This is a genomic window from Candidatus Dadabacteria bacterium (assembly GCA_026705445.1).
Classification (GTDB): Bacteria; Desulfobacterota_D; UBA1144; order Nemesobacterales; family Nemesobacteraceae; genus Nemesobacter.
Genome location: JAPPAR010000025.1, coordinates 41380 through 59181 on the forward strand (window position 1 = coordinate 41380; position 17802 = coordinate 59181).

The following is a 17802-nucleotide window of genomic DNA, read 5'->3' on the forward strand; positions in this document are numbered from 1 at the left end:
TCTTGCCAGAAGCGATAACGGAGAAACGCAATGAACGGGCAAAAGCCGGTCGTAGCCATAGTCGGAAGACCAAATGTCGGCAAGTCCACCCTTTTTAACAGAATAATAGGGTGGAACAAGACGATAGTAGAGGATATCCCCGGCGTCACGAGAGACAGGGTCTATGAAGACACCCGATGGAAGGAAAAGGAGTTCACCCTGGTTGACACCGGAGGACTTTCACTCGGCGAAGACGACCAGGACTACTCACTCATAAAAGAGCAGATAGACGTGGCTATCTCGGAAGCGGATCTCGTGGTGATGCTTTTTGACGGCAGGGACGGGGTCCTGCCTCAGGATTCCGAGATAGTACGGTATCTTCGAAAGACCGAGAAAAAAGTCATCTACGCCGTAAACAAAATCGACCATGGAAACATAAAGCAGGTGCTGAAGACATACGAATTCTACGGAACAGGCACGGATGACTTCATGGCGATTTCCGCGCTTCACAACAAAAATATCTACGAACTCGTGGAGCAGATCGCTTCCTGCATAGAAACCTCCGGGCAACCGGAAGAACCGGAAGAGTCAGAAGAGACGAGAATCGCCGTTATCGGCAAACCCAACGTGGGAAAATCCACTCTGGTGAACAGAATACTCGGAGAACAGAGACTCATAACAAGCTCCACACCCGGCACGACACGTGACTCCATTGACTCCATCTATGAAAAAGACGGGAAGAGATACGTCTTTATTGATACCGCTGGCATAAGAAGAAAGTCAAGAATAGACGCCCCGGTTGAGAAACACAGCGTCTTCCGGGCAATAAGGTCCATCGAAAGAGCCCACATCGTGCTGCTGATGATAGACGGTCAAGAAGGCCCGACCCACCACGACTCGCGCCTCGCGGAACTGATTAAAGGCAGAAACAGGGCCCTTATAATACTGCTTAACAAATGGGACCTCGCTCCCGAGGACATAGCGGACCCCAAAGAAGTTGAAGAGGTTACAAAGGAGAAACTGACCGGGTTTGACTACGCCCCCGTGCTGACCATCTCCGCTCTTACCGGCAAGAAAGTCGGGAGAATTTTCGACGCTGTCGAGCGGGTGGAGGAAAATTTCAGAAGAAAGATCTCCACGGGAAAGCTAAACAGGTTCCTTGAAGACCTTACAAGACGCCATCCTCCCCCGGTCTACAGAAGAAAGGAGATCAAGCTTTTCTACATCTCGCAGCCTTTCACCGCACCGCCGACATTCACGATCTTCACGAATTCGGCAAAGGGTATCCCCGAGAACTACAGAAGGTTCCTTGAGAACAAGTTAAGGGAGTACGCGGACTTCGAGGGATCTCCCCTCAGGCTTCTGTTTCGGGACAGGGAAGGGAAGGAAGTCTAGATCACCGGGCCTCGAGTATTATTTTCTGTACGTCCGCGGTTCGCTCGGCGGCGGAACACATTTCCATTACCCTGCGCCTCGAGTTTCGGCCCATCTCACCCCGGGCCTCCGCGTCCCGTGCAAGAATCGAGACGCTCTCCCCTATCTTCTGAAAATCCCCCGGTGCGCAGAGAAAACCGGTCTTTCCGTCCTCAATGGCCTCCGCTATTCCCCCTATTGAAAAACCCACGACGGGGAGACTGAACGCCATCGCCTCTATCACTGACCTCGGGAAAGGATCCGGGTAATTGGACGGAATGACGAAGAGGTCAAAGTCCTTAAGATACGGCCTTACGTCCTTTCTGTACCCGGTGAAGATAAAGCTATTCCGCACCCCCAGCCTCTCCGCATGATCCTCAAGCTCCCGCAGATGGTTTTTCGGAAAGAACCACGGAGTATCTCCGACTATAACGAACTTTGTTTTCTCCCTGATATTGCCGTCCGAGACAAGTCGGCTTACAGTGTCGATGAATTCCACGTAGCCCTTTCTCGGAACCACCCTCCCGGTGTTTCCGACAAGCACTGTATCTTGGGGGATGGAGAACTCCTCTCTTAGAGAACCCCGAACGGAATCCCTGTCGAAATCCGCGGGGTCAATGCCGTTATAGACGACGTGAACCTTGTTTTTTGCCCTCTCAAACGGCTTGGCCGTGGCGCGGGAAACGCATATTATCTTCTTCACGCACTGAAACCCCGAGAGCGTTTCCATTAAAGATTTCATAAACCGCGTCTGCTGTATGTTCCTTACGTGCCAGATAACGGGTTTTTTGTTTTTCCTCCCGATCAGAGTTCCCACGATTTTTGCAAGGGTTCCGTTGCAGTAGACAATGTCGATTCCGTTTTCCCTGATTATCTTAGGGGAACCGCAAAGCAGACGGAGCATATTCACTATGTTTATGATTATTGAGAAAACTCTCATAAGACCCGGGGCCCGTGTGGTGTCCGCCACCATTGTTGATTTCTGTATGTTCTCGGGAAACCTGGGGTCGACTATGACGTTTTCAAAGATGCCCTCGGATTTCAGGCTCTCAGAGAATATGTCGTGTTTCGGCACGAGCACAAAAGGGTTTATCTTATCCCGGTCGATGTACTTCAGTATGTAGAGAAGGCTTCTTCCCGGTCCTCCGTCCCTTACCGAGTGGTTGATGAAAAGCACGTTTGTTTTTTTCATATCGGCTGATATTGCGGTAAAATCCCCCGGAGTGTCAAAGCGGAGAAGAAAAATAAACTAATATGAATTTCATGTTATCTTTTATGTCAGGCAAATTAGAAATCGAGGAATCTTAATGCACACAAAAACCTGCGCAAGCGCCGTGAAAATCTACCTGTTTTTCCTCTTTATTTCCTTATTCGCAGTTTCGGGATGCGGTCTGGATGTCGAGTTTGGCGGAAACGAAAATGAGGACGTGGAAGAAAATGAGATAATCACGGGATTTATCGAGGAGATAATTCCTGATATAGGTACGGATTCAACCGTTGTTGTAAAGGCAAGCGTAGTAAAAGATGAGACAGTATTTTGCTGTGAAGATACGACATCTGTAAGAGATGATTTCCGCATAGAAAACAATCTCGATCCAAAAGCAGAACTTGAATTTCTTGAGAACGGAAACTCCTCTCTTGGCACAATAAGAATTCCCGTTTTTCCGGGAGCTACGATCGATATCGCGGATATTATAATTGAGGATAGAGTCCCAAGGTATGATTACATTAATATAAGCTTCGAGGGGCAGGTAGATTCGAAGAACTGTGTCAACGACACCACACCAAGTGGAACCATGAGGGTAGTAATATTATCTGAAGGTAACGAAACGGAAGTAACAGTCAATCTGACATCAAGAACTGATATTGAAAGAGGGGACGAAGAGGATCTCCCTTGCGAAGAAATAGTCGAGGGACGCAAAGTTAAGGTAGACGGGAAACTGGGCATAGGCGAGACCGTAGAAGCAGACTTAGTTGAAATACTTTGAGCCCATTCCGCAACAAACTACCTCCCCTCCACAGTCATCCGCGCCCTCTCTCTTCCTTTCTCCGTAAGAAAAAGCTTTCCGCCCGCAACAGCTATTTCTCCTTTCCGCTTCAGAAATTCGACCACTTTTGAGGCGAAATCAGCCGATCGGAACATACCTCTGCTGTCGGGGTGGTTCTTTACCGTCTCCCCTCTTTCCTGGTTGTAAAGACTCACAAGTAGCGAAGCCTCGGCAAAGTCCATCCTCTGTTTTCTTTTTTCCCTCATTATGCCGAAGAATCCCCTTTGGGGAGCAAGGAGAAAAACCACGAGAAAAAACACCCCGCACACAAAAGCCATTGAACCCGCTATGTTAACGTCAAGCCAGTTGGCGACCCAGAACCCCGAAACGGCTGCCGAGATTCCAAAGAGCACGCTCAGGAGAATCATCCTGAAAAGCGAATCCGTAAGAAGGTAGGCGCAGCAAGGCGGAATCACTATAAGCGCTATAACAAGTATCGAGCCTACGGCGTCAAACGCCCCGACGCATGTAAGCGACACAACAGCCATAAGCAGGTAGTGGATGAGTCGGGGACGGAATCCTATTGACGACGCAAAGCTCTCGTCAAAAGTCGACACCTTAAGCTCCTTGTAGAAAAAGGAAATGAAAAGCAGGTTCAGAAGAAGAATCGAACCCATTACGTAAACCGACTTGGGTCCCAGGTCCATACCCGAGAGAATCAGGCGGTTAAAAGGAGCGAACGCTATCTCTCCGAGAAGCACGGAGTGGGTGTCAATATGCACGTTTCGCGCATACTTGGAAAGCAGTATGACCGCCACGCTGAAAAGAAACGGGAAGACTATCCCTATCGACGCGTCCTTTTTGACCAGCCTTGCGCGGTTAACCGCCTCTATGAGCGAAATCGCAAGCACCCCGCTTGCGGCGGCTCCTATTATGAGAATCGGCGATGAAAGGTCCTTCACGAGAAAAAAAGCGAGAATTATGCCGAGTAGAATGGAATGGCTGATCGCATCGGTCATCATGGACATTCTTCTTAGAACAAGGAACGCCCCCGGTATGGCGCACGAAGCCGCAACTATGACGGCTACCAGCTGTATATCAAACTGATGCGGGCTCATCCGTTACTCCCCACCGGTGAAAGCTTTCTGATCTCGCGAATACCGCTTGGGGTGAGCCGCCAGTTCTCTTCCCCCGCTCTCTCCACGTGCCCCGCCTCCTGCAGCTGCAAAAGACTTTTTCGCACGTTAAACCCCTTCTCGCTTCCAAGCGCAAGCAGCTTCTCGGAATGTGCGTAGCCGGGGTCGTTATGCTCAAGAGCCAGATCGTGCAGGGCTTTTAAGACGTAGTCCTTCTTTATCTCCCTTCTGCTCCTGGCGTCTTTGAATCTCAGGGTGAAAAACCCGTTCGGCGAGAAAAGAACCGAAAAAAAAGCGATAACGCTCACGCAGACTATAACCGCGGGTCCCGTCGGCACGTTCTCAAGCCCGGCACTCAGCGCAACACCCGTTACGCCGGAGACGGCCGCTATTGAGGCCGCAAGAATCACCATCAAGCCCATACCGCCGGTCCACTGTCTGGCCGCAACCGCGGGGGCAATGAGCATTGAGCTCATAAGCACGACCCCTACTGTCTGCAGCCCGATCACTATCGCCGTAACTATGACGGCCGTAACAAGCAGGTCCAGAGACTTCATGGAAAAACCCATAGTGCCTCCGAAATCCGGATCGAAGCAAAGAAGTTTGAACTCTTTCCAGAAAAGTCCCACAACCAAAAGGGCGAAAAGCCCCGTGACACCTATAACAAGAACGTCTTTTCCGACAAGCGCCTCCGCCTGGCCGAAAAGAAACTTATCAAGCCCCGCCTGGTTGGCATCCGGCATCTTCTGCGCGTAGGTAAGAAGAACAAGGCCAAGCCCGAAAAAGACAGAAAGCGCCATCCCCATCGCGCTGTCGGTTTTTATCCTCGAGTTGCTGGTAATCAGGTTGATCAGAAAAACCGCCAGGACGGCTGAGAGCGCAGCCCCGATAAAGATCGGCAGTTGTTCCTTTACTCCCATTATGAGGAAGGCAAGCACTATTCCGGGAAGGGCCGCGTGCGACATGACGTCGCCTACGAGGCTTTGCTTTCTAAGCACCGCGTAAGAGCCGACCACGCCGCTTACAATGCCCAGGGAAGTCGCTCCCAAGAGAATGGTCCTGGCCGTATAGTCAGAGAAAAGCTCAACTGCAAATTCAAGCATCACACTGCCCTTTTGGCCGATTTTCTTTCGGGGAAAAAGGAGGTCTTGCCTCCGTAAGCCTTTATGAGGTTCTCGGAATTAAAGACCTCATCCACCCTCCCCGAGGCCACAAGCCCCACATTCAGAATGGCGATCCGCTCGTAGTACTCGGAAACGGTGTTAAGATCGTGATGAACCGCAAGCACAGTCTTTCCCCCGGCGGTAAGCTCTTTCAGTATCCTGACTATCGCTTTTTCGGTCGTAGCGTCAACTCCCTGGAAAGGTTCATCCAGAAGGTAAACCGACGCGCTCTGAACAAGGGCTCTTGCGAGAAAAACTCTCTGCTGCTGCCCTCCGGAGAGCTGGCTTATCTGCCTCTGGGCAAACTCAAGCATATCGACTTTTTCAAGGGCGCTGAGTGCCTTCTCATGCTCCTTTTTTCCGGGACGCCTTATCCATCCCAGGTCTCCGTAACTCCCCATTTTCACCGTATCCACTACGGAGGTGGGAAAATCCCAGTCCACAGAACCTCTCTGGGGAACGTAACTCACTTCCTTCCTCTGTTTCTCGTAAGGTTTGCCGTGGATGGAGACGACTCCCGCGACGCGCGGAACAAGTCCCTGGATGGATTTTATCAGGGTTGTCTTGCCGGCGCCGTTTGGTCCCACGACGGCGACCATCGACCCGCCTGGAATCTCAAGGTCTATATCCCAGAGAACGGTCTTGTCGCCGTAAGCGACAGTAAGGTCCGTCACACGGACTGCCGGAACGGCCGGATTCTGCTCTCCGCTGCTCATTACCCATCTCCGGCGGCTTCGGCTTTGGAATCGGCAACCTCGATACTGCGGCTGAGGGATTCCACGATAGTATCCACGTTGCTTCTGAACATCCCTATGTAGCTGCCCTCTTCTGTTCCCGGGCTCCCCATCGAGTCCGAGTAAAGACTGCCGCCTATCCGGACATCAAAACCTCTTGCCTTCACCGAGGCCCGAAGGGCACGCATGTATCTGGGAGAGATGGAAGTTTCAACGAAAACTGCCGGAATTTTTCGCTCGGCAACTACCCTTGAGAGATTCTGTATATCCGCAACGCTCGCTTCAGAATCGGTACTTATTCCCTGAAGCCCCATTACCTCAAATCCGTAACCTCTTCCGAAATAATTAAAAGCGTCGTGGGCCGTTATAAGCACCCTTCTTTCGTGATGCAACAAGGCTATCTTCTTCTGTATGTAAGACTGTAAAAGGCTCAGTTCTTTGAGATAGGATTCGGCGTTCTGCTTGTAGATACCGGCGTTTTGCGGGTCGTAGAGTGAGAAAGCCTCCATGACCACCTTGGCCGCTTTTTTCCACAGAGTGACATCAAACCAGATATGCGGATCGTAGTATCCTTCGTATTCCTCGGGAGAAAGAAGCAAGGACTTGTCGATTCCCTCCGCGACGCCCACGGTGAATATCCCGCTTTTTTTCATCTGCGCAAGAACATCCGTAATCTTTCCCTCGAGGTGAAGACCGTTATAAAAAATCATGTCGGCTCCGGCAAGCTTTTCCACGTCCCCGGCGCTCGCCTTGTAAAGATGCGGGTCAACCCCGGTTCCCATGAGCGAGACGACCTCCGCTTTTTCCCCGGCGATGTTCTTGACCAGGTCTCCGATCATAGCGGTGGTAGTAACCACTTTTATCGTGCCTTCTCTTTTTACGCTTCCGCTACTTTCAGCGCAGGCTCCGCAGAGCACCAGCAATCCAGAAAGCAGAAAGAACCTTATGCCCGTTATCATTCTCATTTTTTCCTCTCTCAGTTGTTCGCTTTCTCAACCAGTATGTACTTGGCAGCGTTTCGCCCTATGGGATATTCCTTCCCGGTCAGTTCGACGATTATGGGGCCCTTAAAAGGCTGCTTCGAAACAACTGTCATCTCGGTCTCGGGATAAAGACCTATCCCGCCCAGGTAACGAAGCAGTTCCGGGTCATGATCGCTCACTTCAACCACTCTCACCAAGGTGTCAGGCTCCACATCCACAAGAGCATCGCACTCCCTCACGATCATGGTGCCGTCTCGGCGCGGAATCGGCGAACCATGCGGGTCGGTCACCGGATAACCAAGAAACTTGTCGATCCTGTCTTCAAGATCCTCTGAGAGCACGTGTTCCCATTTCTCGGCTTCCTGGTGCACCTGGTCCCAGGGAACACCTAGCGCCTCCTTGAGGTAAAGCTCGATAAGCCGGTGATGTCTGATTATCTCAAGAGCTATTTTCCTGCCAGCGGGAGTAAGCTTCACTCCCTGGTAGCGCTTGTGGGTTATGAGCTTTTTCTCCGAGAGCTTCTTCACCATGCTCGTCACCGAAGCCGGAGACACGCCCAGTTTTTCAGAAAGCGCACTGGTCGAAACCTTCCCCTCGGAAGTCTCAACCTCGTAAATGGTCTTCAGGTAATCCTCTATTGATTGCGAAAGCATCTTTTTTCTCTTTATCCAAGCAAAAGCCGCTTAAGATTCAGACAGGCAAAAAATTATTTTAGTCTTGTCTAAATTTGTTTTTAATTCTAGCAAAAACCTGTGTGCTGTCAAGGGAAAGTTCAGAGGTTATATTCAGCCGGGAGAAAATTCCCGGTTCCTTTGTTTCGCTCGCTCTATCTAAATATGCTTTCTCAGAAAAACGGCCGAGAACAAGACAAATGCTATCAAAAACAGGTTAAGCAAATTACTTTGAGGCGTATGGGTGGTTGCGGCGATTGCGCACCCTTCGTCATCTTCTTTGCAATATTCTGCGTTGTCGAGATAAATTCCTGAACCGACGATACGCCAAGACGGGGGAGTATCCGAAGGAGCAAAAGGTGGTGTTACGTCTATCACCTCAATATAGCCTTTCTTTATAGAGAAGCCCGGGACTTCGTTTTTTTCAAGATAGCCCTCGTTGTTGTCCTCAAGAGTCTCGGGATGGTCCCAATGATATGTGACGAAGCCGTGATTCCCCACTGCCAAATCTGCCAGGTCCCCGCTTCCATCTGTCACTGCATTGCGAAAAGCTTCCAGGATATTTGCTCCGTCGCACTGAATCGGGTCAGGGTCGGTTAATGAGACGCTTAGTCCATAGAGATGGAAATCGAGCCCGTTTATGACTGCGGTGCCGTCCTCGGGAGACAGCATGAAGGGATATATAGAACCCTCCCTGTAATCTCCTCTGGCAAGACAGCCTGTTGTACTGAGAGCTATCCGGACAGATTTTTCTCCGAGTTCTTCCTCCGCAGACTGTATCTGTTCCGGTGTGCTGCCCGGAACAAGCCCTGTGGCAATGGAGACGAGTCCGGGTTCATCTCTGAGTAGCTGCAGTGCTATCCTGTCCTGGCGTGCCTTCAATCCCTCGGCAACTGCTTTCACATACTGTACAAGCGATTCTTCCTTCTCTTGCGGATCTTGTTCATCGTTAACCTGCTTTGCGGTAACAGGAAGGCTGAACAGGGGATCATTACAGTTAGGATTGTCCCTCTCGATTAGATTGTAGTCATCCCTTGCGTGATGAAAACCCACTACATTGATTGTACGGCCACCGGCGGAGAAGATGTCCACGCTCATTGCACATACCATTCTATCTTGTCCGTCATAGTGGTAATCTACGCATGCCGGTTCCTCGCTGTCGAGCAGAGCCTCCATGGTTATGGTCGTCATGCCGTCCCCATTTCTAAACTCAAAGGAAGGAAAATATTTTTTGAAATGCAGGTCGGGATACAATCCATGGTTTACTATATATCCCTCGGGGTTTACAAGGATGGAGTAGACTTCACCATTATTGAAGACTCCCAGATCCCTCGCCCGTTGTCCCAATATCACTAATTCTCTGGCTTGCTCCGGGCGACTAAGGTTTGAGTCCTCCTGGATCAGTGCAATGTGCTCTGCCAAGTGACGGGCCATTTTCTCTATGGAAGCCTCGTCTCCAACACCGATGTTTTCCACATCTATATCGAGGTCTGGACTATGGGAATAACCCCTGTATTCATGAGCGGACGCTTCGGTGCCGAATAAGAAACTAACACCAAGTGCAAAAAACAGACTTAACAAAATCCCGTGCATTTTAATCTTCACGCTAATTACCTCTCCAATAATTTTTTTTACCGAACTTAAATAACAATGACGGCCAACAGCCATCTTATTAAATCAAGGCTGAAGTTGAAATGCAATAAATACATGGGGAAAGGTCAAAGAACATCAAGTACGCACTCTATGGAATGCAGGAAGGAAAATCAAAACCTAAGAGCTTGGTAGAATTCTATATAATTCCAAAATTCGAAGTTTTAAAAAGAGGTATTTATGCCTTAGAATAAGCCCCATGCGGAAGCAGCAGCATAAAAGAATAAAACCCCTTGCGGGCGTGGCAGGTCTTGTCTGCTTCTTCCTCCTTACCCTCTCCGCAGGTTCCACAACAGAAAACAAGGAAAATCCTCCGAGCCGGACTACCTTCAAGGTGCTTAACTCTTTTCCGCACGACCCAACCGCCTTCACTCAGGGTCTTGCCTACAGAGACGGTTTCCTTTATGAAAGTACCGGACTATACGGAAAGTCATCTCTTAGGAAAACGGATCCTGCCACGGGGAAAGTGCTCGCCAAGACAGATCTCCCCCGGGAATTTTTCGGCGAAGGTCTTACCATAATAGGCAACAGCATATACCAGCTCACCTGGAGGTCCAGACAGGGTTTCATATACGACAAAGGGAGCCTGCAGCAGAAAGAATCGTTTACCTATCTCACCGAAGGCTGGGGACTTACCGACGACGGAACTCAACTCATAATGAGCGACGGGACCGAAAAACTGTATTTTCTTTCCCCTAGGAACTTCGGGATAACGAAAGTCTTAAGCGTAAAGGAGAATGGATCGGCAGTCACCATGCTTAACGAGCTTGAATACGTGGAGGGAAAAATCTACTGCAATATATGGCAGTCGGACGATATAGTGGTCGTAGATTCCTACAGCGGCATGGTGGAGAGACGGATAAACTTGGGGGAACTAAGGGAAAGGCTGAGCTTTCCGGACAAAGCGGGAGTGCTGAACGGAATCGCCTGGAAACCCTCCTCCCGCACTTTTCTTATCACCGGAAAGAACTGGTCTGAGATTTTCGAGATAAGATTCGGTTCCCCTTTCCCTTGAACCGGAAACCCAAGCGGGTAGACTCATTTCCCCTTCTGTGTCCCCGTAGCTCAGTTGGATAGAGCGCAGGATTCCTAATCCTGAGGCCGCAGGTTCGAATCCTGCCGGGGACGCGCCAGCAAAAACCCTACGAAAAAAATTGCCTGAATATCACCCAGATGATCTTCACCCCGGCCATAAAGCTTCCCGTGATTGTTCCGGTTACCTTTGAAGTTCCTATTCTCTTCCTGTAACTCACCGGAACCTCTGTGCAGCGAAGCCCTTTTTTGGCGGCCTTCACCTGCATCTCAACCGTCCATCCGAAAGTCCTGTCTCTCATGCCAAGAGAAAGGAGCTTGTCGTATCTTATGGCCCTGAAGGGACCAAGGTCGGTAAAGCTCACTCCGTAAAACAGCTTTATAAGCCTGGTCGCCACATAGTTGCCCACAAGGGCCTGAGGCAGAAGCGCCCCCCTCTGTCTTTCACCGATGGTTCTTGACCCTATGACGAGATCATATCCGCCCTCGGTTATCGGTGAGATGAGGGTTTTCATTTCTCCCGGATAATCAGAATAGTCTCCATCCAGAAACGCTACAATATCAGGAGGATACGGAGAGTTCTTAATGTAATCTATCCCCACAAGGCAAGCCTGCCCGTACCCTCTTCTCTCTTCGTCTATGACCGTAGCTCCGCAGCCCGAGGCAACGCTTGCCGTGGAGTCGGTCGAACCATTGTTAACGACCACTATCTCCGTAACGAGGTCCCGGGGAATATCCCCGATCACCTGCCCTATGGAGCGCTCTTCGTTTAAGGCAGGGATTATAACAACCGTCTTTTCCATGGGACTTTTATATGGAGACAAGCTCAACCTGCGGGATAAGAACTATGTGGCGCGAAAGCAGTGGTTTTTCGAATCTTGAGCGTATGGCTTCGCAGTAACCGTCCATCTGCTCTTCGTAAGCCTCACGGGCGTCTTCATTCATCGATTTTCTGTACTTATAATCAAAAAGACGCATTCCCCCATCCTCTTCCGTCAGAAGGTCTATTCTGCCCCTTCTCGAAGCACCCTCACCGGGATCAAAGACAAATTTAAGCTCTCTTCTGATTTCCCGAGCCTCGCCTATAAAGGAAAAGAGCTCGGACTCTAGAAAATTCGAGGAAAGTTCCAGCAGCAGTTCCTTCATATTCGGGTTTGAAACAAGAAATTCCCCCAGAACGAACTCAATCTCTTTCTCGGCCGTTTCCTCCCTGAAATCCCAGACCTCAAGGAACCTGTGCATTATGCTTCCCGCTCTCTCCGGATCCTTTAAGCGGTCAGTAGGAGAAAACAGGTCTGGAAGCGGGGAGATCTCCGCCCGCTTTGGCTTATCCTCCCTGCCGTATGTGGGTTCCATGTATTTAAGCTGCAGAGGAACTTCCGTTTCCAAGGAGGAAGTATCCGGGGAGTCGGGTCCTTTTGAAGTTCCCCCCTCGTAGAAGCCCGGAAAAGAAATTCCCCAAGTGTCGTCTGTAAACCCTTTCGGCATTTCAAGACACCGGGAAGAGAGGGAAAGCCTCGAATCAATAAGCTCGGCGAAGCTTCCTTTTTCCACCTGCATCCGCTCCTCTTTGGCCAGACGGCGGCCGCTGAAACATATGAAAAGTCTTTCCTCGGCCCGGGTCATGGCCACATAGAGCGCCCTTCTCTCTTCCCAGGCCTCTTTTTTCTCAACGCGGGATTTAAGATCCTCCCAATTATCCGAAGAGGAAGCCGGGTATCTGACTACAAAACCTTTTTTGATATCCGCCATCACCCTTTCAGACGGCGTCACCCTTCTGTAGTTAGTGTTGCAGAGAAAAACGGTATGAAATTCAAGCCCTTTCGCCCCGTGAACCGTCAAAAGTTTCACTACCCCGCTGTCGTTTGTTTCCTCAAAAACCTGCTCTTCTTCGTAAGTTCGACGCATGGAATCAAAGTGCTCAACTACTTGGCGAAGCCCGTACCCCTTGTGCGAGACCAGGTTTTCTGTCATCAGGAGAACCTTCTTCAGGTTCAGATACTTGGCCTTTCCATCCGGAAGCGCCAGGACCGCGGAGGAATAGCCAAGCCCGTTTACAGCGAAATCGACCGCCCTGAAGGCATCTCCGTTAACGTATTCCCTTCTCTTTTCATCAAGAAAACGAATGTATTGCCCGACTCGGGAGCCGTTTTCTCTTCCCTCTACCCGGAAATGGGAGAAAAGCTCGTCATCCGACGCTCCGAAGTAAGGAGATCTGAGCACCGAGGCCCGAGCCAATAGATCCTGAGGGTCAAGAAAGTATGTGAGCATGCATATAACGTCCCTTACCTCGGGAAGGTCGTAGAAACCGCGCCCAATGCGGGACTGAAACCTTATCCCTTCCTTCGCAAGCGCTTTTTCGTATACAGAGACGTTTGAAGACCTTCTGAACAGAAGAGCAATTTCTTCTGAGGATTCCTTCCGTATCTCTTTTATCCTTGACGCCACGGCGCGGGCTTCAAGTTCGATCGACTCGTCGGCCTTCGCGCCTTCGCAAGCGATTATTTCCACCGAAATACCGGGGCCGGGCCGCGAAACGGGAACTGTCATCTTTTCGTAATATCCTTCGGGGAAGGTGCCGGCGAAAAAAACATTGAAAAAATCTATGAGACTACCGCTGGAGCGGTAGTTGGCCGCAAAGGATATTTTCTCGAAATCCCCAGTCTGAAGTATCTTCCCGAACGTCTCCGGCTCGGCTCCCCTGAAACCGTAAACGGACTGGTTCACGTCACCGACTACAATAAGACTGCCTCCGGAGTCACCGTCCGTGAGAAGATTCATCAATCTGAGCTGAAGGGAATCAGTATCCTGGAATTCGTCAACTATAATAAACTTTAGGAAATTTCTGTAATAGCCTAATATTTCAGGATTTTTCTCGAAGAGTTCAATTGTGAGACGTATCATGTCCTCATACTCTATTTTCTCCTCAAGGATCTTCCTCTCTCTTAGAAAACGATGCGCGTCGCCGGATAAATCAAGATAGATAGAATTGATTTCCGAATCGTAATGTCCCATTACTGAAAAGACCGTGTCAACAAGCGCAAGCCTCGACTGCTCAACCTCGGACTTCGTCATCTCCTTTCTTGCCTCTTCATAAACGGCCCTCAGATAGCGAATATTCCGGTCAAGGCCCAGAGTCATATCTATTTTCCCGCTTAAATCCTGCAGGATCTGCTTTCTCCTTTTGGACTGGGACGAAAGAACGGAAATATAGTCCCCAATCCTCATGTGAAGATTTTCATCCATGGATTCAAGCGCTTCTGAATCGGGGTTTTTGGGGCCGGGGTTCTCTCCGTAATAGGAAAAAGGAGGAATCAGATGGAGCCTTGCCGCTTCTTTCAGTATCATCGCCATGATCTTCATAATCTGGGCATAATCATAAGATTCCATCTCGAGAAGTCTCTGGAGCCCAGGGTCACCCTCCTCGATCTTCATGAGAAGAAACTTGCCGATATTTTGTTCGTAAAAAGCATTCTCCTCGGAACCTTCAATCACGGAGAAATTAAGCGGGAGCCCCGAATCAAAGACGTTTTCTCTCAGTATCCCTGAACAGAAACTGTGGATAGTTCCTATGGGAGCGGAGAAAAACTTCCTGCGCCACCCCTCGGCTATATTTCCTCTGTGGCCGTAATCCTCAATATACTTCGTAATCTCGGAACTTATTCTGGATTTCAGTTCTGCAGCGGCGTTTTCCGTAAAGGTAACGGCCACAATTTGAGGAATATCCGCTTCTTCTCCCTCCAGAATCCCCAGATACCTAGCTATTATGGCTCTTGTCTTTCCCGAACCCGCCCCCGCCCTGACCGCCACTTTTCTTGCCGGGCGAAGTATCAGGGACTGCTCTTCGTTAAGATCTAAGAAGTTGGAAACTTTCTCCATGGCTTATCCCCGCGAATGCCCGGTTCTCCTTACCACCCCGTCTTTTACCCTGCAAAGGTCAGCGTAATCACAGTAAGAACAGGGACGACCCTTGGACATCTCGAGGTAGTGGGCTTCCTGGTTCTTCTCTTTTTTCCCCACATAGGGAGGAAAAAACCCTTTCTTTATGTTCTCCACGTAGTACTCCGCAAGCGAAGCCGCTTCATCAAGATAAGGGTCTTTGGAAGAAACGCTTTCTCCCGGTCTTCCGATTGAAAGATAAGATCCCCTGGAGGGAGCAGCCCCTTCATCAAACAGCGCCTTTAGGTAAAGGGGAAGCTGCAGATTCTCAAAATCAAAATATTTTCTCCCTTTTACGCTTCCGATCTTGTAATCGATAACCGCGGTTTTCTTCTCATCGTCTCTGTGGACATCTACCCTGTCCACTTTTCCACTGATTTCTGCATTACCGATGCGAAAATTCACTTTTTGTTCGAAAACCCGGGGGATGAATTCATCCTTTCCGATTCTTTGAATCTCATCGGTGATGAAGTTCGGCAAAATGCAGTCAAAAAACCTTTTCTTTCCAATCTCCTCTACATTCTTTGGGAGATGGGAGAAAACCCCGGGCTTCGTTTCGTACTTCCTTCTGAGTTTCTCATAGACCTCCGCAATACGGCTCGCTTCTGGCCAGTCGGAGCCATCGGCGAAAACTGTCTCCATGAACTCCTTGAGGATTTCGTGGGCAAGTGAGCCAAGGTCAAGCTGCGAGGCCTTCTGTTCGTCGGGATCCCCGACCACATCCAGTTTCAGCGTTTCCTTCGAAAAATACATGAAGGGACATGTCCCGTAGGTTTCGAGCTTTGTGGGTGAAAAAGTGTCCGGGTGTGGAGGGGCGTTGCGGAGGACCCCTTCGAAATTCGTATAATTCCCCTCAAGCTCAAGTCTTTTTCTCTCGGCGGAAATACCACCCGAGAGATAACCAACCAGATCCGAACCGTAATGCTCTTTTATGACCTCGGCGATCTTAGGGTCGACATCCGGTATCCTCGAAGGTGAAAAACAGTAAAACAAGACATCTTCCCTAGAGAATATCTCTCCAGGTTCCGAGAAGTTTTCAGAGCGCCGCGCCGGAGGAGATATCCCCATTTCCTCAAGAAAGTCAGAGCGGATTACATCCCTTGATTTCTGGTCGTAGCGGAAGCAGGAAAGAAAGACCTTCTCAGAAGAGGCAGTGTTAAGGGTGGAGAAAAGATGTTTTTCCTTTTCATAATGAAGACCTTCCTCATCAAACACCCTTTTTTTTAGCGCCCGGTTTATTTCCGCCTTTTCCCTGGGCTTGAGCACGGGATCCGCAGGAAGAGGCGAAGGAAAACAAGTATCCGAAAGACCGACCAGAAAAAGAAACTTTGGGTTTATTCCGCGGGCTACGGAGAAATCAGTAACGCTCACCCTTTCCGAATCGCCATCGCAGGGAGTTTTATAGGGAACCGTTCTCTCTCCCATGAACTCATCCAGAAAAAGAAGATATTCTCCGGGGTCTGAAACCCGGAAATCAAACTCTCCGTAAGAAAAGGAAAGCTCCTTCAGAAAAGAGAAAAATTCATCGAAACACTCCCTGGTGGTTTGATTCCTCTCTATAAGCAGCACCGAACTCTCAGAAACCCTGAGTTCTGAAAAAATCTTTCTCAGATCAGAAGTCATCGCGGCAAAAGTTCTTCTTCCGAACTTTGACGATACCGAATCAAGTGCCGAGCCTATATCATGGGCGACCGCGGACAGCTGTGCATCCCGTTCCACTATGTGTTCCAGGATCCTCTTCCAACCCGAGATACCGCTTACGGTCCTGTATTTCCTGTCTTCGGAGGAAACGCTTGCGGAAGAAATCTCCTTTACGAGACTGGCGCTGCGCTGCGAGAACTCAGACTCTCCTATATAGAGGGCAAAAAGCGGGTTGCAGAGAAGTCCGATCAGGTCGTTTCTGTGAAAATTGCCTGATTTGAGGCGAAGGATATCGCCCGCAAGGCGCCCGTATACGCTCCCGGTCAAGGTCCCGGAGTTTCTGAGGTCAACCGCAACTCCGTTTTTCTCGAATATATTGGCTATGGAGCACCCGCGTTTCTGTGATGACCTAACAAGAACCTTAAAATCGGAGGCTTTACACTCCTTATCCACAATGAACTTTTTAATCTTCCTTGAGACGTACTCAATTTCATCGTGAGAGTCCCGAAACTCACCGAACTCGCTTTGAGTCTTAGCTTCGAGGACTTCATCTGTCATTGCGGAATTTTCTTCATAAACTATGGAAGCTTCGCGAAGCTTTTCCAGGAAATAGTTTCTGTATTCATCCAGCTCGCCGAAGTCGCTCACGAAAAAGAAAGTTTCTGAAACCGCCGAGGAAAGGCTCTTTATCACATCAAGCTCACAAAGCGTAAAATCGGAAAATCCAAAAACAACAAGCTTTTTCGCAGATGGGAAAAACGGGGTAAGCCCTTCCCTCTCTAACTCTTCTGAAACGACACGGGCAGAATCCGCATCATCAAGAAAGTCTCTCTCGGCGACAAGCGCTTCGTATTTTTCGTAGACAAGCCCTATATCCGAGAGTTTTTTCCGCAAGCTCCGAGCCTTGATTCTCCTAAGAGACCCGACAAGCTCCTTTGCGGAAACTTTGGTTTGTTTCAGTTTTAAAACAATGGAAGCTACGGCGTTAAGAAAATCCCGGTTCTTCGAAAATTCCCTGAAGACCTCAAGGTCTCCCGAGACTGACTCCGCTGCTTTCCTAGTTACAGATAGGGCCTGAGTCCTTGATATTCTTTTCTTTTTTAGGTTCGGAGACGCCTCGTTTACAAAATCCGAAAGTTCATTGAACGTAAGCAGGTTTTTTCCCCATACCCCCTCGCCAGAGTAATAATCTTCTATTTCCTGCACAACCGAGACCCCCGGAAGAAGGAAAAGGGTTGTCTCATCACTTGGGTTAAGCCCGTATTTTTTGAAAAGATCTTTGAAAGTGAATTCTTTAGGGTGATAGATCAGCTTCATCTAGTATGAATTCGGGACATTTGAAGGTCCAAATAACGCTTCAAACTGGTTGGCCGTTTCCTCGTAAATTCCCAACTCTTTAAGGAAATCTTCAAAAAGCATGCCAGCTTTCCTCTTTTCAATATCAGCAGTCATCCTACTATCTTAAGTCTGGAA

At 49.4% G+C, this 17802-nt stretch carries 14 protein-coding genes and 1 tRNA gene; 4 read left to right on the top strand and 11 right to left on the bottom strand.

Annotation, left to right across the window (positions count from 1 at the left end):
• Positions 1 to 30 precede the first annotated feature (30 nt).
• The gene (gene der, locus OXG75_06170; GenBank protein MCY3625556.1) at positions 31 to 1374 is read left to right on the top strand and encodes a ribosome biogenesis GTPase Der; all 1344 of its coding nucleotides are present in this window, start codon (positions 31 to 33) and stop codon (positions 1372 to 1374) included.
• Between the two features lies 1 nt (position 1375).
• Here der and OXG75_06175 read toward each other — a convergent pair whose 3' ends face one another.
• Positions 1376 to 2584, bottom strand: coding sequence for a glycosyltransferase family 4 protein (locus tag OXG75_06175; protein MCY3625557.1), 1209 nt, complete (start codon positions 2582 to 2584; stop codon positions 1376 to 1378).
• A gap of 115 nt (positions 2585 to 2699) precedes the next feature.
• Between OXG75_06175 and OXG75_06180 the strand changes: the two genes are divergently transcribed.
• The gene (locus OXG75_06180) at positions 2700 to 3380 is read left to right on the top strand and encodes a hypothetical protein (GenBank protein ID MCY3625558.1); all 681 of its coding nucleotides are present in this window, start codon (positions 2700 to 2702) and stop codon (positions 3378 to 3380) included.
• Between the two features lie 17 nt (positions 3381 to 3397).
• Here OXG75_06180 and OXG75_06185 read toward each other — a convergent pair whose 3' ends face one another.
• The 6 genes from OXG75_06185 to OXG75_06210 form a co-directional block, all read right to left on the bottom strand.
• The gene (locus OXG75_06185) at positions 3398 to 4498 is read right to left on the bottom strand and encodes a metal ABC transporter permease (protein ID MCY3625559.1); all 1101 of its coding nucleotides are present in this window, start codon (positions 4496 to 4498) and stop codon (positions 3398 to 3400) included.
• Complete coding sequence (locus OXG75_06190; GenBank protein ID MCY3625560.1) at positions 4495 to 5619, bottom strand: metal ABC transporter permease; 1125 nt, start codon at positions 5617 to 5619, stop codon at positions 4495 to 4497. Before OXG75_06190 ends, OXG75_06185 begins: the two co-directional genes overlap by 4 nt.
• Positions 5619 to 6395 (bottom strand): metal ABC transporter ATP-binding protein, encoded by a 777-nt coding sequence (locus OXG75_06195; protein ID MCY3625561.1) that lies wholly within the window; start codon positions 6393 to 6395, stop codon positions 5619 to 5621. Before OXG75_06195 ends, OXG75_06190 begins: the two co-directional genes overlap by 1 nt.
• On the bottom strand, positions 6395 to 7378 hold the full coding sequence (locus tag OXG75_06200; GenBank protein ID MCY3625562.1) for a zinc ABC transporter substrate-binding protein: 984 nt from the start codon (positions 7376 to 7378) through the stop codon (positions 6395 to 6397). The genes OXG75_06195 and OXG75_06200 overlap by 1 nt, the downstream gene beginning before the upstream one ends.
• Positions 7379 to 7389: 11 nt before the next feature.
• Positions 7390 to 8049 carry a metal-dependent transcriptional regulator gene (locus tag OXG75_06205; GenBank protein MCY3625563.1) on the bottom strand — a complete coding sequence of 220 codons (660 nt, stop codon included), beginning with the start codon at positions 8047 to 8049 and terminating at the stop codon, positions 7390 to 7392.
• Positions 8050 to 8226: 177 nt separating this feature from the next.
• Positions 8227 to 9735, bottom strand: a complete 1509-nt coding sequence (locus OXG75_06210) for a hypothetical protein (GenBank protein ID MCY3625564.1) — start codon at positions 9733 to 9735, stop codon at positions 8227 to 8229.
• Positions 9736 to 9916: 181 nt separating this feature from the next.
• Between OXG75_06210 and OXG75_06215 the strand changes: the two genes are divergently transcribed.
• Together OXG75_06215 and OXG75_06220 are read left to right on the top strand one after the other, a co-directional pair.
• The gene (locus tag OXG75_06215; protein ID MCY3625565.1) at positions 9917 to 10732 is read left to right on the top strand and encodes a glutaminyl-peptide cyclotransferase; all 816 of its coding nucleotides are present in this window, start codon (positions 9917 to 9919) and stop codon (positions 10730 to 10732) included.
• A 39-nt stretch (positions 10733 to 10771) separates the two neighbouring features.
• Positions 10772 to 10845, top strand: a tRNA-Arg gene (locus tag OXG75_06220).
• 14 nt (positions 10846 to 10859) lie between these two features.
• On the opposite strand, the gene OXG75_06225 is transcribed toward OXG75_06220, so the two are convergent.
• From OXG75_06225 to OXG75_06240, 4 genes are read right to left on the bottom strand one after another with little or no spacing between them, the layout of a single operon-like run.
• The gene (locus OXG75_06225) at positions 10860 to 11552 is read right to left on the bottom strand and encodes a glycosyltransferase family 2 protein (protein MCY3625566.1); all 693 of its coding nucleotides are present in this window, start codon (positions 11550 to 11552) and stop codon (positions 10860 to 10862) included.
• A 7-nt stretch (positions 11553 to 11559) separates the two neighbouring features.
• On the bottom strand, positions 11560 to 14628 hold the full coding sequence (locus tag OXG75_06230; protein MCY3625567.1) for a UvrD-helicase domain-containing protein: 3069 nt from the start codon (positions 14626 to 14628) through the stop codon (positions 11560 to 11562).
• A gap of 3 nt (positions 14629 to 14631) precedes the next feature.
• Positions 14632 to 17646 (bottom strand): PD-(D/E)XK nuclease family protein, encoded by a 3015-nt coding sequence (locus tag OXG75_06235; GenBank protein MCY3625568.1) that lies wholly within the window; start codon positions 17644 to 17646, stop codon positions 14632 to 14634.
• Positions 17647 to 17781 carry a hypothetical protein gene (locus tag OXG75_06240; protein MCY3625569.1) on the bottom strand — a complete coding sequence of 45 codons (135 nt, stop codon included), beginning with the start codon at positions 17779 to 17781 and terminating at the stop codon, positions 17647 to 17649.
• Positions 17782 to 17802 lie beyond the last annotated feature (21 nt).

Coding starts and splice junctions, on each gene's coding strand:
- OXG75_06240 (MCY3625569.1), bottom strand. CDS start 17,781: ATGACTGCTGATATTGAAAAGAGGAAAGCTGGCATGCTTTTTGAAGAT.
- OXG75_06230 (MCY3625567.1), bottom strand. CDS start 14,628: ATGGAGAAAGTTTCCAACTTCTTAGATCTTAACGAAGAGCAGTCCCTG.
- OXG75_06215 (MCY3625565.1), top strand. CDS start 9,917: ATGCGGAAGCAGCAGCATAAAAGAATAAAACCCCTTGCGGGCGTGGCA.
- OXG75_06205 (MCY3625563.1), bottom strand. CDS start 8,049: ATGCTTTCGCAATCAATAGAGGATTACCTGAAGACCATTTACGAGGTT.
- OXG75_06235 (MCY3625568.1), bottom strand. CDS start 17,646: ATGAAGCTGATCTATCACCCTAAAGAATTCACTTTCAAAGATCTTTTC.
- OXG75_06185 (MCY3625559.1), bottom strand. CDS start 4,498: ATGAGCCCGCATCAGTTTGATATACAGCTGGTAGCCGTCATAGTTGCG.
- der (MCY3625556.1), top strand. CDS start 31: ATGAACGGGCAAAAGCCGGTCGTAGCCATAGTCGGAAGACCAAATGTC.
- OXG75_06190 (MCY3625560.1), bottom strand. CDS start 5,619: ATGCTTGAATTTGCAGTTGAGCTTTTCTCTGACTATACGGCCAGGACC.
- OXG75_06180 (MCY3625558.1), top strand. CDS start 2,700: ATGCACACAAAAACCTGCGCAAGCGCCGTGAAAATCTACCTGTTTTTC.
- OXG75_06175 (MCY3625557.1), bottom strand. CDS start 2,584: ATGAAAAAAACAAACGTGCTTTTCATCAACCACTCGGTAAGGGACGGA.
- OXG75_06225 (MCY3625566.1), bottom strand. CDS start 11,552: ATGGAAAAGACGGTTGTTATAATCCCTGCCTTAAACGAAGAGCGCTCC.
- OXG75_06195 (MCY3625561.1), bottom strand. CDS start 6,395: ATGAGCAGCGGAGAGCAGAATCCGGCCGTTCCGGCAGTCCGTGTGACG.
- OXG75_06210 (MCY3625564.1), bottom strand. CDS start 9,735: ATGGCTGTTGGCCGTCATTGTTATTTAAGTTCGGTAAAAAAAATTATT.
- OXG75_06200 (MCY3625562.1), bottom strand. CDS start 7,378: ATGAGAATGATAACGGGCATAAGGTTCTTTCTGCTTTCTGGATTGCTG.